A 16,251-nucleotide genomic window follows, 5' to 3' on the forward strand; every position below is an offset into this window, starting at 1 on the left:
GAACGAGCGCAGTTCGTGGCTGAAGACATCGTTCCCCCGGCGCAGTCAGCACGCCTACGATCACCCGTCACGAACATCCGAATGATCGAAAGGGCAGGGCGATGGCGCAGCGGTTGACCCAGCAAGAGTTTGAAGTTTTGGTCTCCTATCATGGCTTCGGAATGCAAGAATCCGACGAGTCCTTCGTGTCCGTCGAATACCCCGACGACACCGAGTTCGGTGTCTTCCTCCAGACGTTCCAAGGCCGACTGGACCTCTCCAGTGCCGCGCACACCCACATCGCGCCTCTAACGGTCGAAGTGTGGGACGGTACCCCGGAGCCGAATACGAGCCAAAACTGGGAAGAGACCGAGGAAGCCACACTGCACACGACAAGCGGCGAGTTGGCCGTCTGGGACGGCACAGGACGCGCTGATGCCGACGTCATCCGCCTCGGAGGCAGCGGAGGCACCTGGCAGGTCCGGGCGATGTCATCGGGGCGCCGGGAAGCGGAACGTGTCGAGTACGAGACGGGCGACTCCGTGAGCGGCATCGAGAAGTACCTGGTGCAGTTCTGGCCGGCAGCCCTCTGACGAAAGCAAGGGGCGGCCTTGACGACCGCCCCTCATCGCTGATCGATCTTGACTATGAAGGCGTCGTCATTGCCTTCGAGGATGCGGTACTTGGCGAAGAAGCTGAGCAGGAGCGCACCTCCCGCACCATTCTCTTTCTTGATGACCGGCTGCACCGAGAAGTTGTTCACGGGAGTGTTTCGGTCGTAGTCATGCTGCGCAGAACCTTCATAGGTGGCAGCAAAAGGGAACTCATCGCAGTCGTACTTGTTCCCTTGGCTGTAGTTTTTCCCGAAGTACTTGCGGCAGTTCTTCCTGGCGGCCTCTCTGTTGTCGTCGTTCCTCTTCCTGTCGAGGTTCCGGTGCAGCGGCTTCCGGAGGTCTTTGCCCGGGACGTCCTTCTTGGCGTTGGGCGGCTGTGTTCCCTTGGGGTTGGTGAATGCCTTCTTGATGTGGGCAGCGGCCCCCTTCTCAGGCGCCCTCGGGCTCGTGCTGTAGTGCAAGGTCGAGATGTAGGAGAAGCTCGCCGCACCGCGCCGCGCGGGCTTCCCGCCTCCGGTGGAGTTCTTCAGGGTTCTTGGCCGCGTCCCACTTGGGTGCGAGCAGAGGGAACTGAGATGTGCCGCCTCCGGTATAGGGCTTCGGGAGTTCCACCTTGACCGTCGGCGCATAAACCGCTTGCACCAGGTCCGCCGGCCCGGAGCCATGCCCGGCGTCAACATACGCGGTGTGGAGGAAGTGCGCCGGCTTCATTCGCCGCAGGTCGTCGAAGGACCGCCCGCGCGGCATGTTGCCGCCGTTCTTGACCTTGGCACTCGCGGGCCAGATCTTCTTGATCTGGTAGTTGATCCTGAACATTTGCCCGGAAGTCGGCGGGGTCTTGGTCACCGCGAAATCGGTGACGTCGTAGTCGAACCGGATCTCCCGGTCGGTGTCCTTCGCCACCGAGCCGCGGATGTAGAACTTCAGGAAGCTGCTGCCGACCAGTTTCTTGTTCTTCCAGTAGGTGACTCCGATGCCCTTGCCGGTGCAGGCGGCAAATCGGGACTTGACGTAGAAGGGTGCACCCCCCTTCAGGTTGTCCTGGCACTCCTTCAGCGACATGGAACGGGGTGGGTCCGGGTAGTCGATCTTCTTTGCCGCAGCGGCCTTTGCCGCTGGCACGGTGAAGGCCGGCGCAGCCGACGGCTCCTTGGCCTTGGGCGCGTACCGCGCGGCAGGACCCACGGTCTCTTGTGCAGTTACGGCGCCTGCGGCGGCTCGCGCCGCTGCCTCCAGCCGCGCAGTGCCCGATCCGTCCCGCAGTTCGCCGAACGATGGGGCCGGCGTGTCAATGGGTACGACGTAGGTCTCGGCCCGCAGTTCGTCGTTGTTCGGGTCGGCGGCAGTGGCCGCCGAGGACGGGATCAGCAGGGCCATCGCTGTGGCGGCGGCCACTGCGCCGGTTATTCGTCTCGCCGGGCTTGCGAATTTCAAGGTACTCCCTGAGCGTCTCACCGGTGAGTCATGCACTCACCGGCCGCCCATGACACTGGAGAGAACACTTGTGGCGCACGCACTTCCAGCCCCGGATGGCCGGATGTTGTCGAGGAACGGCGCGTAATGGATCGATTGTTCATCGCGCTGGACGTGCCAGGGTTCCCCCGGGTCGTTCCCGTACAGTTGGGATAGCTCCGATGGACGGTCCCGCCAACGCCCCATGCGCTACGCGCAGTCAGAGCAGAGCAGTGCGGCCCGGAACCCCGGGCCGCACCCCGCTCCTCACCCCCGATTCAGCCCACCGTCCAAGCCCGCCAGATGCCCACGCAACCCCGCGACGTCAGCTGGAAGCGGTCGAAGTACTGGGCGAGTTGGTCGCGGAGGTCGTCGTAGTTGTCCTCCTGGTTGTGGAAGGCGCCCTGCTTGTTGAGCCAGTTCATCGTCCAGCGGCCTCGGGTGCTGACGGGGATGCCTGAGGAGAGGACGGTGGCGCCGAAGACGACGCCGCCGGGGCGGACCACGGACGCGGCGTGCTTGAGGGCGATGCCCTTCTCCTTGATGCTGCCGGGGACGCAGTGCAGCAGGTAGCTCATGCCGACCGAGTCATAGGTGCGCTCGGGGAGGGGCAGGGGCTCCAGGACGTTCGCGCGGAGCGTGGTCACGTCGTAGCGGCGGAGGCGGTGGGCCGTGTGGGCCAGGGAGTTGGGGTTGAGGTCGACCAGCGTGATCTTCGGGTCGGCCACGGGGAACGTGGCGTGGTCGAGGAGGTAGCCGGTGCCGACGCCGATCTCCACGTGGTTGGCCCCGAGGCACGTGTCGTACATCTGCCGGGAGACGGCCGGCGGGCAGTGCCAGGCCAGCGGCGCGGTGCCCCGGAAGACCGCGAGGTCGTAGAGGTTGAGGAACGACTTCGTGTAGCCGGACTGCCCTTCGATGACGGCTTGGTCGAGGAGCTGGTCGGTGCTGGTGTCAGTGGTGGTGGTCATCTTGTTCCTGTCGTGTCGGGACATCGTGTCCGTCGTGTCCTCAGTGGAGGCCGTCGAGCCAGGCGTGTACCGACCGCAGTGCGGACTCGCCGTGCTCACGGATGATCGAGAAGTGGCTGCCGGCCGTGTCGACGGCGGTGTGCGGGAGGGGCCAGTGCGGCCGCCAGTCCTCCGGTGCCGCCTCGAAGGGCGGCTCGGTGGCGCGGACGAGGAGGGTCGGGGCGTCGATGTCCTGCGGGGTCCAGGTGCGGAAGAGGCGCGCGTAGTGGGCCATGGCGGTCAAGTACGCGTCGTCGTGGGTGCCTTCCGTCCACAGGACGTCCTCCCGGGCCCCGTCGATGTGGGCGTGGAGGTGCGGGAGCATCGCGCTGTCGGGGCGGTGGCTGTCCAGGAGGACGACGGCCGCGGGGGCCGATCCGCGCTCCTGGAGCGCGGCCGCGGTGGCGTGGGCGATCCAGCCGCCCGCCGAGTAGCCGACCAGGACGGCCGGCCCGCCGTCGGCGCACTGCTCCACGCTGTCCGCCTGGAGGCGGGCCAGCGTTTCGACGGACGACGGGAGCGGCTCCTGCCAGCTGAACCCGGGGGCCGGGAGGACCCAGATGTCGCGTTCGCCCCCGGACGCGGCGGCCAGCCGCGCGTACTGATGGGCCCCCGAGCCACCGGCGAACGTCGGGAAGCAGATCAGCTTCGCGCCCTCGGCCCCGCGCGCGAGGCGGACGTGCGGGACGCGGAAGCGCTCCTCGGGCGCGTCGAAGGTGGGGCGGAACTCCGCGACGCGGAGGACCAGTTCCTGGAAGTCCTCGCCCCGGCCCAGCTCGCCGGCGCGGGCGAAGAGGGGTGCCAGGGTGGACGGTCCCGCAGTGGCCCCCTCTTCGGAGGCCGCGCCCGTCGTCGTCCACTGTCCGGCCAGGTGCCGGGCCAGGGCGGTGACGGTCGGGTACTGGAAGACGAGGGACGGGGCGAGGCGGAGGCCGGTGTCGGCCCCGAGCCGGTTGCGCAGGTCCACGGCCGTCAGGGAGTCGAAACCCAGCTCGGGGAGCGGTGTTTCGTCATCCACCGAGGTGGTGCCGGCGAGCCTGAGCACCTTGGCGACGTGGGCGCGGACGAGCCCCGCCACGATCTCCGTCCGCTCGTCCTCCGCCGCCGCGGCCATGCGCTCGCGGAACTCCCGGCCCCGTTCCGTACGTCCCGGACGCGCGTCGCCCTGCGGCCGGGCCGACACCCCGGACAGCTCGGGCCAGTAGCGCTCGTGCTGGAAGGCGTACGTGGGCAGCTCCACCAGGTGCGCGCCGCACTCGGCGAGCATCGTCTCCCAGTCCACCGCGACGCCCTTGACGTGCAACCGGGCCAGCGCGGCGAGGAGTTCGCGCTCGTCGGGGACCGGCAGCACGACGACGTCGTCCCCGTCCGGTACGTGCTCGGCGGCCGGAAGGGCCCAGTGCTCCGGGGAGCGCAGTTCCTCCTGCGTGACGGGGCGGCCCGTCCGGCCGGAGACGACGGGGACGGCCGGCGGGTGGACGGTCAGCTTCCCGACGACGTCCTCCGGGCGGTCGGCGGCGACGAGGGCGACCGCGTCGGCCAGGGACAGGGCGCCCGCGCAGTGCGCTGCGGCGAACTCGCCGGCGGCGTGGCCGTGGAGGGAGCCGGGGGTGACCCCCCAGTGCTCCAGCAGCCGGAACAGGGCCACTTCCTCGGTGAAGAGCGCGGCCCGGGCGAGGACCGGGTCCTCGCCCGGCAGCAGGACGTCCTTCACCGGCCGGTCGAGGTGCGCGGCGAACGCGGCGGCGACCTCGTCCACGGCCATGGCGAAGGCCGGTATCCGGGAGTACAGCTCCCGGCCCGCGCCGGCCTCGCCGGTGAACAGGAAGGTGACCGTGGGACGGGAACGGGCCGTTCCCCGCACCGAGTTGAGAGCTTCGCCCCCGTCCGCCACCAGCGCCAGAGCCGCCAGGGCCTCGTCCCGGTCCCGGCCGAGGACGACGGCGCGGTGGTCGAGCGCGGCCCGGGTGGCCGCCAACGAGCGGGCGACGTCGGCCGGTTCGAGGGCGGGGCGTTCCTCGACGAAGCGGCGCAGGCGGTCGGCCTGTTCGCGCAGGGCCTGCTCGGTCCGGCCGGAGAGCACCCACGGGAGGGCGGGCAGCGTGGCGACGGCGGCCGGCCCGTTCGTGTCGTCCGCGTCGTCCGGCGCCTGTTCCAGGAGCACGTGGGCGTTGGTGCCGCTGATGCCGAAGGCGGAGACGCCGGCCCGCCGGGCCCGCCCGGTGTCGGGCCACTGCCGGGCCTCGGTCAGCAGTTCCACGCCGCCGGACGACCAGTCGACGTGCGGGGTCGGGTCGTCGACGTGCAGGGTGGGCGGCAGCACTCCGTTGCGCAGTGCCATCACCATCTTGATGATGCCGCCGACGCCGGCCGCGGCGGCGGTGTGGCCGATGTTGGACTTGAGCGATCCCAGCAGCAGGGGCGCGTGGGCGGGCCGGTCCTGGCCGTAGGTGGCGAGCAGGGCTTCGGCCTCGATGGGGTCGCCGAGGGTGGTGCCGGTGCCGTGGGCCTCGACGGCGTCCACGTCGCGGCCGGTGAGGCCGGCGTTGGCCAGGGCCTGTCGGATGACGCGGCGCTGGGCGGTGCCGTTGGGGGCGGAGAGGCCGTTGCTCGCGCCGTCCTGGTTGGTCGCGGTGCCGCGGATCAGGGCGAGGACGGGGTGTCCGTGGCGGCGGGCCTCCGAGAGCGGTTCGACGAGGACGGCTCCGACGCCCTCGCCCCAGCCGGTGCCGTCGGCGGACGCGGCGAACGCCTTGCACCGTCCGTCCGGCGCCAGGCCGCCGGCCTGGCTGAACTCCACGAAGGCGCCCGGGGTCGAGAGCACGGTGGCCCCCGCGACCAGGGCGGCGGTGCAGTCGCCCTGCCGCAGGGCCTGGACGGCCAGGTGGAGGGCGACCAGGGACGAGGAGCAGGCGGTGTCGACGGTGACGGCGGGGCCTTCGAGGCCGAAGGTGTAGGCGATGCGGCCGGAGGCGACGCTCGTCGAGGTGCCGGTCATCAGGTGGCCGGCGCCGTCCTCCTCGGGGGCGGCCTTCATCAGCGGCAGGTAGTCCTGGCCGGCGATGCCGACGAACACGCCGGTCCGGCTGCCGCGGACGGACTCGGGCGACATCCGCGCCCGCTCGAAGACCTCCCAGGCCACTTCCAGCAGATGGCGCTGCTGCGGGTCCATGGCCAGGGCCTCGCGCGGGCTGATGCCGAAGAGGAGGGGGTCGAACTGGTCGGCGTCGCGCAGGAATCCGCCCCGGTCGACGTACGTCCGTCCCAACCGGCCCGGCTCCGGGTCGTACAGGCCCTCGACGTCCCAGCCGCGGTTGCGCGGCATGGTCGAGGTGGCATCCCGTCCCGAGGCGACCAGGTCCCACAGGTCCTCGGGGGAGGTGACGCCGCCCGCGTACCGGCAGCCCATCGCGACGACGGCGATCGGCTCGTCGGCGGCGGGCGCCGTGCGCGCCGGTTCGGCAGGACGGTCGCCGGTGTCGGTGAGGTGGGCCAGCAGGTGGGCGGAGAGCTTCGCGGGGCTCGGGTGGTCGAAGGCGGCGGCCGGGGAGAGGCGGACGCCGGTGGCGGTGTCGAGGCGGTTGCGCAGTTCCATCGCCGTCATCGAGACGAACCCGAGGTCGGTGAAGGGCTTGGTGACGTCGAGGTCGGCGGCGGAGTCCAGGTTGAGGACGACGGCGGCGTGCTCGCACACCGTCTCCAGGACCAGGCGCTCCCGCTCGGCGGCGGGAAGGCCGGCCAAGTGCCGCCGGAAGGCGGTGGATTCGGTCTCCTCGGCCTCCTCTTCCCGCACCGGGGCCGCGGCCTCGCGCCCGGGCGCCGCGGGGGCCGCGTCCAGCCAGTAGCGGCGGCGCTGGAAGGCGTGGGTGGGGAGGTCCACCGTGCGGCGGCGCGGCCCGAGGTGGGCGGACCAGTCGACCGGGACGCCGCGTACGTGGGCCTCGGCGACGGAGGCCAGGAAGCGCCGGAGGTGTCCTTCGCCGCGGCGCAGCGAGGCCAGCACGACGCCGTCCGTGGCGGTGTCGTCGAGGACCTCCTCGACCGAGACCGCGATCACCGGGTGCGGGCTCATCTCGACGAACGTGCGGTGGCCGGCCTCGACGAGGCGGCGCACGGCGGGGTCGAAGCGGACGGTCTGCCGCAGGTTGCGGTACCAGTAGGCGGGGTCGAGGCCGGAGGTGTCGAGCAGGTCGCCGGTGACGGTCGAGGAGAACGAGATCTTCGAGGAGCGGGGGTCTATTCCGGCGAGCAGCGGGGCGAGTTCGGCCTCCAGGGAGGCGACCTGGGCCGAGTGGGAGGCGTAGTCGACCGCGACGCGGATGGCCCGTACTCCGTCCTCCTCGGCGGCGGCCAGGAGTTCGTCGAGCGCCTCGGGTTCGCCGGAGACGACGACGGACGAGGGGCTGTTGACAGCGGCGACGGACAGGCGCGTGCCCCACTGCGCGAGGCGTTCGCGGGCCCGGTCGGCGGGGAGGGCGAGGAAGGCCATGCCGCCGCGTCCGGAGAGGCGCTTGGCGACGAGGCGGGAGCGCAGGGCGACGATCTGGGCGCCGTGTTCGAGGGACAGCGCGCCGGCGACGCAGGCGGCGGCGATCTCGCCCTGGGAGTGGCCGACGACGGCGCCGGGTTCGACGCCGTAGGACCGCCACAGTGCGGCGAGGGAGACCATCATGGCCCACAGCGCGGGCTGGACCACGTCCACGCGGTCGAGGGATTCGGCGCCGTCGGCGCCGCACACGACGTCGACGAGCGAGAAGTCGACGTGGGGTTCCACGGCGGCGGCGCACTCGTGGAGCTTGTCGCGGAAGACGGCCGAGTCGCGGTACAACTCGGCGGCCATGCCGACCCATTGGGAGCCCTGGCCGGGGAAGACGAAGACCGGCTTGCCGGGGTCGGCGGCGACGCCCTCGACGGTGCCGGGGGCGCTCCTGCCCTCGGCGAGGGCGGAGAGGCCGGTGAGGTAGTCGTCGCGGTCCGTGCCCAGGACGACGGCGCGGTGGTCGAAGAGGGTGCGCGACGCCAGCAGGGAGTGGCCGACGTCGGCCGGGGAGAGCTCGGGGTGGTCGAAGACGTGGTCGCGCAGCCGGGCCGCCTGCTCGCGCAGTCCGCGGGCGTTGCGCGCGGAGACGGCCCAGGGCCAGGGGGCGGGGCCGCCCTGGTCGCCGGCCTCCTCGGCGGCGGGGGACTCCTCGGACGCGGGGGTCTCCTCGGACGCGGGAGTCTCCTCGGCCTGTTCCAGGATCAGGTGGGCGTTGGTGCCGCTGATGCCGAAGGAGGAGACGCCGGCCCGGCGCGGGCGGCCGGTGCCCGGCCAGTCGCGTGCCTCGGTCAGCAGCTCGACCGCGCCCGAGGCCCAGTCGACGTGCGGGGTGCGCTCGTCGGCGTGCAGGGTGGGCGGCAGGACGCCCTTGCGCAGCGCCATCACCATCTTGATCACGCCGCCGACGCCCGCGGCGGCCTGGGTGTGGCCGGTGTTGGACTTCAGCGAGCCGAGCCACAGCGGTTCGCCGTCGGCGCGGTCCTGGCCGTAGGTGGCGAGCAGGGCCTGGGCCTCGATCGGGTCGCCGAGGGAGGTGCCGGTGCCGTGGGCCTCGACGGCGTCCACGTCGGACGCCGCGAGCCGGGCGTTGGCGAGGGCGGCGCGGATGACGCGTTGCTGGGAGGGGCCGTTGGGGGCGGTGAGGCCGTTGGAGGCGCCGTCCTGGTTGACGGCGGAGCCGCGGATGACGGCCAGCACCGGGTGCCCGTTCTTCCGCGCGTCGGACAGCCGCTCCAGGAGCACCATGCCGACGCCCTCGCCCCAGCCGGTGCCGTCGGCGGCGGCGGAGAACGCCTTGCAGCGGCCGTCGGCCGCCATGCCGCGCTGCCGGCTGAACTCGACGAACATGCCCGGTGTCGCCATGACGGCGGCTCCGCCGGCCAGGGCCATGCCGCACTCGCCCTGCCGCAGTGCCTGGACGGCCTGGTGCATGGCGACGAGGGACGCGGAGCAGCCGGTGTCGACGGTGACGGCGGGGCCTTCGAGGCCGAAGGTGTAGGCGAGGCGGCCGGAGAGCACACAGGCGAGGAAGCCGGTCGAGTAGCCCTCGAGGTTCTCCCGGGACTCGCGGACCAGGTAGGCGTATTCCTGGCTGCTGGTGCCGACGAAGACGCCGGTCCGGCTGCCGCGCAGGGCGGACGGGGTGATCCCGGCGCGTTCGAAGGTCTCCCAGGAGACCTCCAGCAGCAGGCGTTGCTGCGGGTCCAGGGCCAGGGCCTCGCGCGGGGTGATGCCGAACAGGCCGGCGTCGAAGGAGGCGACGTCGTCGAGGAAGCCGCCTTCCTTGGCGTAGGTGCGGCCGGGGCGGTCGGGGTCCGGGTCGTAGAGGCCGTCCAGGTCCCAGCCCCGGTCGTCGGGGAAGGGCGTGACCGCGTCCTGTCCGGTGACGACCAGGCGCCACAGGTCCTCCGGGGAGCGGACGTTCCCGGGGAAGCGGCATCCCATCGCCACCACCGCGATCGGTTCGGCGGCGGCGTCCTCCAGTTCCTTGAGGCGGCCGCGCGTCTCGTGGAGGTCGGCGGTCACCTTCTTGAGGAAGTAGCGGATCTTGTCATCCGTAGCCATTTCAGAAACCACCTCGTGTCGAAGTCATCGTCGTCCCCTCGCATCCGGGATGCGACACGGGGTCAGGAGATGCCGAGTTCATTGCTGATGAAGTCGATGACTTCGTCGTCGGTCGCCGCGTCGAGTTCGTCGGCGACGGTCGTCGTGTCGTCCTGTGCGTCCGTCTCCCCGCCCCACTGGAGGGCGAGGGCGCGCAGCCGGGCCGCCACCTGTGCGCGTCCGTCGTCGTCGAGGGGGGTGGCGGCGAGTCCCGCGGCCCAGTCGTCGAGGCGGGCGAGGAGGGGGTCGGCCGGCGAGCCGAGGCCGGCCAGGAGCGCGGTTTCGATGCTGTCGGTGAGGGCGGCCGGTGTCGGGTGGTCGAAGACCAGCGTGGCGGGCAGGGTCAGGCCGGTGGCGGCGTTGAGGCGGTTGCGCAGTTCCACGGCCGTGAGGGAGTCGAACCCGAGGTCCTTGAAGGCACGTCGGTCGTCGATGCCCTCGGGCGTCCCGTGGCCCAGGACCAGGGCGACCTGGCCGCGCACCAGGTCCAGGACGGCCTCGTGGCGTTCCTCGGGCGCGAGCGAGGCCAGGCGGGCGCGCAGCGCGTCGGCGGCCGGGAGGGGTCCGGTCTCCGGCGCGGGGACGTGGACGAGGCCGCGCAGCGGGGCCGGGAGGGTGCCGCCCTCGGCGGCGGCGCGCAGGGCCTTGGTGTCGAGCCGGGCCGGGAGCCAGACCGGCCGGCCGGCGGCGAGGGCCGCGTCGAAGAGGGCAAGGCCGTCCTCGGTGGACAGGCCGGTGATGCCGGAGCGCTTCATGCGGTCCAGGTCGGCCCGGTCCAGGTTGGCCGCCATGCCCGCGGTGCCGGACCACATGCCCCAGGCCAGGGAGGTGGCGGGCAGGCCGAGGTCGTGGCGGTGGGCGGCCAGGGCGTCGAGGAAGGCGTTGGCGGACGCGTAGTTGGCCTGGGCGGCGGCGCCGAGGGTGCCGGCGACGGAGGAGCAGACGACGAAGGCGGCGAGCTCCCGGTCGCGGGTCAGCTCATGGAGGTGCCAGGCGCCGTCGGCCTTGGGCCGGAAGACCGTGTCGACGCGGTCGGGCGTCATGGTCTCCAGGACGCCGTCGTCCACCACTCCGACCGTGTGCACGACGGCGGTCAGCGGGTGCTCGTCGGGCACCGAGGCCAGCAGGTCGGCGACGGCGTCGCGGTCGGCGCAGTCGCAGGCCACGACGTCGACCGTGCGCGCGCCCGACTCCCGTAGTTCGGCGGCCAGTTCGGCCATTCCCTCGGCGTCGGGTCCCCGGCGGCTGGCCAGCAGCAGGTGCCGCACCTCGTGGGTGCCGACCAGGTGCCGCACCAGGTGCGCGGCGACGCCTCCGGAGGCGCCGGTGACCAGGACGGTGCCCTCGGGGTCCCAGGCGGGGGGCACGGTGAGGACGATCTTGCCGATGTGCCGGGCCTGGGCGAAGTGGCGGAAGGCCGCGGGCGCCCGGCGGACGTCCCACGTCGTCACCGGGGCCAGCCGGAGCTTCCCGTCGGCGAAGAGCGCGAGGAGCTCGGCGAACATCCCGGCGATGCGCCCGGCCCCGCCGTCCATCAGGTCGAACGCGCGGTAGGCGACTCCGTCGTACGCGGCCGCGACCTCGTCGGCGTCGCGGATGTCGGTCTTGCCCATCTCGACGAACCGGCCGCCCGGCCGTACGAGCCGCAGCGAGGCGTCCGCCATCTCCCCCGCGAGGGAGTTGAGGACGACGTCGATGCCCCGGCCGCCGTCCGCCGCGGCGAAGCGGGTCTCGAACTCGCCCGTGCGGGAGGAGGCGAGGTGCGCGTCGTCGACGCCGAGCGCGCGCACGGCGTCCCACTTGGCGGGGCCGGCCGTCGCGAACACCTCGGCCCCCAGGTGCCGGGCGAGCTGCACGGCGGCCATGCCGACGCCGCCCGCGGCCGCGTGCACCAGCACGCGGTCCCCCGGCTGCACCCCGGCGAGATCCACCAGGCCGTAGTAGGCAGTGAGGAAGGTGACGGGGACGGACGCGGCCTGCGGGAAGGACCAGCCCTCGGGGATCCTGGCGATCAGGCGGTGGTCGACGGACGCGACCGGGCCGACGCAGCCGTCGGCGATCCCGAACACCCGGTCGCCGGGGGCGAATCCGGTCACGTCCGGCCCGGCCTCGGTGACCACGCCGGCGATCTCGCCGCCCAGTGCCCGCTGGTCGGGCACCATGCCGAGCGCCATGACGACGTCGCGGAAGTTGAGCCCGGCCGCGCGCACGGCGACCCGGACCTGTCCCGGCGCGAGCGGGGCGGCGGCCTCGGGGAACGGGGTGAGGGCGAGGTCGTCGACGGTGCCGCCGCCGGTGAGGTCCAGGTGCCACGCGCGGGTTCCCGGCGGGGGTACGAGGGTGCCGGACGGGATGCCGCGGGCCAGCCTGGGGGTGAGCACCCGGCCCTCGCGGAGGGCGAGTTGGGGCTCGTCCCCCGCCAGGAGCCGGGGCAGGGCGGCCGTCGAGCCGGCGTGCCCGTCGGTGTCGGCCAGGACGAAGCGGCCGGGGTGCTCGGCCTGTGCCGAGCGCACCAGCCCCCAGACCGCGGCGGCGGCCGGGTCGGCGACCGGCTCCCCGTCGGCGACGGGCACGGCGCCGCGGGTCACCAGCGCCAGGCGGGCGGAGCCCAGCCGGTCGTCGGCGAGCCAGGACCGGAGGACGTCGAGGACGCGGGCGGTCAGGGCGCGGGCGGCGGCCGCGCGGTCGTCACCGGCTCCGGCATGGCAGGGCAGGAGCACCAGGTCCGGCACGGGCTCGCCGGAGTCGAGGGCGGAGCCGAGCGCGCCCAGGTCCGCGAAAGCCGGGGTCGCGAAGGCCGGGGCCGACAGGGCGGCGGCCAACTCGTCGTCCCCGAGAACGGCGCAGCTCACGGCCGCCGGGGCGATCGTGGTCTCGACCCAGTCGAGGCGGAAGAGGGTGTCGTGGGTGCGGCCCGCGCGGAGCTGCTGGGCGGAGACGGGGCGGCTCACCAGGGAACCGACCGACGCGACCGGGGTGCCGTGTTCGTCCCACAGGGCGAGGGAGACGGTGTCGGTCCCGGTCCGGGTCAGCCGCGCGCGCAGCGCCGGGGCGCTCCCGGCGTGGAAGGACACCTCGTGCCAGGAGAACGGGATGCGCACCTGCGCGGCGTCGGCCTCGCTGTCGAGGAGTGCGGTGTGCAGCGCGGCGTCGAGCAGCGCCGGGTGGACGCCGTAGCGGTCGGCGCCGGAGCGTGCCCCCTCGGGGAGCGCGATCTCGGCGAACACCTCGTCGCCGAGCCGCCAGGCGCGGGCAAGTCCCCGGAACGCGGGGCCGTACGCGAAGCCGTCGGCGGCCAGGCGCTCGTAGAACCCGTCGAGCGGGACGGGTTCTGCGCCGGAGGGCGGCCAGGCGCCGCCGTGGCCGGCGGGCGCGGGGGCGGTCTCCGGGGCGAGGACGCCGCGGGCGTGGCACGCCCAGGGGTCGTCCGCCCCGGCGTCCTCGGGCCGGGAGTACACGCCCAGAGGACGGTGCCCCCGCTCCCCCGCCGGGCCGACCCGCACCTGGAGGTGGACGGCGCCCCGCTCGGGCACGGCCAGCGGCGCCTCCTGGGTCAGCTCGGCGAGCCGGCCGCAGCCGGTCTCGGCGCCGGCGCGGACGGCCATCTCGACGACGGCGGTGCCGGGGACGAGCGCGGAGCCGAGGACGACGTGGTCGGCGAGCCATGTCTCCGTCCGCCGCGCCAGCCGCCCGCTGAGGGCGACGCCCTGGGAGTCCGCGAGCTCCAACGAGGCGCCGAGCAGCGGGTGTCCGAGCCCGGCGAGGCCGGCCGAGGCCACGTCGGCGTCCTGGGCCGGACGGGCCCAGGGGAAGCTGCGGCGCCGGAAGGCGTAGGTGGGCAGGTCGGCCCGGCGGGCGCCGGTGTCCGCGAAGAACCGGTCCCAGTCGACCCGGACGCCGTGGACGTACGCCTCGGCCACCGCGGCGAGCGCGGCGTCGGCCTCGTGCCGTCCGCCGCGCGACACGGCGGCGGTCACGGCGCCCGGTTCTCCGGCGAGGCACTCCTGGGCCATGGCCGTCAGCGTCCCGGAGGGTCCGACCTCCAGGAAGGTGTGCGCCCCTTCCGCGACGAGCCGTCGTATCCCGTCGTGGAAGCGCACCGCCTCGCGGGCGTGGCGGACCCAGTACGCCGGCGAGCACAGCTGGCCGGCGGTGGCGATCTCGCCGGTGAGGTTGGAGACGACGGGGATGCGGGGCGGGTGGAAGGTGAGCTTCTCCGCGACGCGGCCGAACTCCTTGAGCATGCCGTCCATCTGCGGGGAGTGGAAGGCGTGGCTGACCCGGAGGCGTTTGGTCTTGCGGCCCTGGGCCTTCCAGTGCTCGGCGAACTCCAGGACGGCGGTCTCGGCACCGGAGACGACCACCGAGGCCGGTCCGTTCACGGCGGCGACGGACAGTTCGTCCGCGTGGTCCGTCACCCACGGCAGGATCTCGGCCTCGGTGGCCTGGACCGCGACCATGGCGCCGGCGCCGGGGAGTTCCTGCATCAGCCGGCCGCGGGCGGCGACCAGGGCGCAGGCGTCCTCCAGTGACAGGACGCCGGCGACGTGCGCGGCCGTCAGCTCGCCGATCGAGTGGCCGAGGAGCAGGTCGGGGGCGATCCCCCAGTGGGCGAGGAGGCGGTGCAGCGCCACCTCGTGGGCGAACAGCGCGGCCTGGGTGTAAGCGGTGCGTTCCAGCAGCGCGGCCCCGGGCGTGCCCTCGGCGGCGAAGAGGATCTCCCGCAGCGGCCGGTCCAGGTGCCGGTCGAAGTGGCCGCACACCTCGTCGAGCGCCTCGGCGAACACCGGGAACGCCTCGGTCAACTCACGTCCCATGCCGGGCCGTTGGCTGCCCTGGCCGGAGAAGAGGAACGCCAGGCGGCCGTCGCCCACCGTGCCGCGGACGACGCCGGGGGCGGGGCGGTCGCCGGCCAGCGCTTCGAGGCCCGCGAGGAGGCCGTCGCGGCCGTCCGCCCACACCACGGCCCGCTGGTCGAGGGCCGCGCGGGCGGTCGCCAGGGTGTGGCCGACGTCCACCGGCCGCAGTTCCGCCCGGTCCCGGACCTCGGTCAGCAGCCGTTGTGCCTGGCCGCGCAGGGCCTGGTCGCCGCGGGCCGAGAGCACCCACGGGATCCGGGCGGGAACGACGGCGCCGGGGTCCGCCTCCTCGTCCTCCGGGGCCTGTTCGAGGATCAGGTGGGCGTTGGTCCCGCTGATGCCGAAGGAGGAGACGCCGGCCCGGCGCGGGCGGCCGGTCTCCGGCCAGTCGCGGTTGCCGGTCAGCAGCCGGACGGCGCCGGATTCCCAGTCCACGTGCGCGGAGGGCTCGTCGATGTGCAGGGTCTTCGGGAGCACCCCGTGCCGCAGGGCCATGACCATCTTGATGAGGCCGGCGACGCCGGCCGCGCCCTGGGTGTGGCCCAGGTTCGACTTGATGGAGCCCAGCCACAGCGGCCGGCCGGCCGGCCGGTCCTGTCCGTAGGTGGCCAGCAGCGCCTGGGCCTCGACGGGGTCGCCGAGCCCGGTGCCGGTGCCGTGCGCCTCCACGGCGTCGACCTCGTCCGCGGGGACCCGGGCGGCGGCCAGGGCGGCGCGGATCACCCGTTGCTGGGAGGGGCCGTTGGGGGCGGTGAGGCCGTTGGAGGCGCCGTCCTGGTTGACGGCGGAGCCGCGGACGACGGCCAGCACCGGGTGCCCGTTCTTCCGCGCGTCCGACAGCCGCTCCAGCAGCACCAGGCCGACGCCCTCGCCGAACCCGGTGCCGTCCGCCGCCGCCGCGAACGCCTTGCACCGTCCGTCCGGTGCCAGCCCGCGCTGCCGGCTGAACTCGGTGAAGACGCCCGGCGTCGTCATCACCGTGGACCCGCCGGCCAGCGCCAGGGCGCACTCGCCCTGCCGCAGCGCCTGGACGGCCTGGTGCACCGCCACCAGGGACGCCGAGCAGGCGGTGTCCACGGTGACGGCGGGGCCTTCGAGGCCGAACGCGTAGGCCAGGCGCCCCGACAGCACGCTGGCCGCGTTGCCGGTCATGTGGTAGCCCTCGGCGCCCTCGGCCACGCCGACGCCGCTGCCGCCGGCCACGAAGAGGGACCCGACGAAGACCCCGACGGGCCGGCCGCGCAGGGACTCGGGGTCGGTGCCCGCCCGCTCGAAGGTCTCCCACGCGGTCTCCAGCAGCAGCCGCTGCTGGGGGTCCATCGCGCCGGCCTCGCGCGGGCTGATCCCGAAGAGGTCCGCGTCGAACTCCGCGGCGCCGTCGACGAATCCGCCTTCGAGGGTGTACGTCCGGCCGGGCCGGTCGGGGTCCGGGTCGAAGAGGTCCTCGGTGTTCCAGCCCCGGTCGGACGGGAAGGGCGCGATCGCGTCCGTCCCGTCCGCCACCAGGCGCCACAGCTCCTCCGGCGACGCCACGCCTCCGGGATAGCGGCATCCCATCGACACCACCGCGACGGGCTCCTGGTCCGCCGCCTCGGCGGTGCGCAGGCGCTCACGGGTGTCCAGCAGCTCGGCGGTCAGGCGCTTGAGGTAGTCGAGCGTCTTGGCGTCATTGGTCATGTCGAACGTGCTGCCCT

General features: G+C 73.5%; 4 protein-coding genes and 2 pseudogenes. 1 reads left to right on the forward strand and 5 read right to left on the reverse strand.

The genetic code is table 11. The features are described 5' to 3' along the window. Nucleotides 1–101: 101 nt before the first annotated feature. Entirely contained in the window at nt 102–572 is a 471-nt protein-coding gene (locus I5Q34_RS32245) for a hypothetical protein (protein ID WP_199895981.1), read from the forward strand. A 32-nt stretch (nt 573–604) separates the two neighbouring features. Here I5Q34_RS32245 and I5Q34_RS32250 read toward each other — a convergent pair whose 3' ends face one another. The 5 genes and pseudogenes from I5Q34_RS32250 to I5Q34_RS32270 all read right to left on the reverse strand — a co-directional run. After that, nucleotides 605–1,054, reverse strand: a complete 450-nt coding sequence (locus I5Q34_RS32250; protein ID WP_199895982.1) for a hypothetical protein — start codon at nt 1,052–1,054, stop codon at nt 605–607. Then, the gene (locus tag I5Q34_RS32255) at nt 1,023–1,988 is read right to left on the reverse strand and encodes a hypothetical protein (protein WP_199895983.1); all 966 of its coding nucleotides are present in this window, start codon (nt 1,986–1,988) and stop codon (nt 1,023–1,025) included. The genes I5Q34_RS32250 and I5Q34_RS32255 overlap by 32 nt, the downstream gene beginning before the upstream one ends. 335 nt (nt 1,989–2,323) lie before the next feature. Then, nucleotides 2,324–3,016, reverse strand: a complete 693-nt coding sequence (locus I5Q34_RS32260; protein ID WP_234429728.1) for a class I SAM-dependent methyltransferase — start codon at nt 3,014–3,016, stop codon at nt 2,324–2,326. A gap of 40 nt (nt 3,017–3,056) precedes the next feature. Continuing rightward, nucleotides 3,057–9,653 (reverse strand): annotated as a pseudogene (locus tag I5Q34_RS32265) (type I polyketide synthase); the annotation flags it as partial. Nucleotides 9,654–9,721: 68 nt separating this feature from the next. Beyond that, nucleotides 9,722–16,153 (reverse strand): annotated as a pseudogene (locus I5Q34_RS32270) (type I polyketide synthase); the annotation flags it as partial. Between the last annotated feature and the right edge of the window lie 98 nt (nt 16,154–16,251).

The organism is Streptomyces sp. AV19, from assembly GCF_015999245.1.
Taxonomy (GTDB): domain Bacteria; phylum Actinomycetota; class Actinomycetes; order Streptomycetales; family Streptomycetaceae; genus Streptomyces.

Excerpts from the sequence above, each read along its gene's own strand:
- I5Q34_RS32245 (WP_199895981.1), top strand. The coding sequence starts at position 102 with ATGGCGCAGCGGTTGACCCAGCAAGAGTTTGAAGTTTTGGTCTCCTAT.
- I5Q34_RS32260 (WP_234429728.1), bottom strand. The coding sequence starts at position 3,016 with ATGACCACCACCACTGACACCAGCACCGACCAGCTCCTCGACCAAGCC.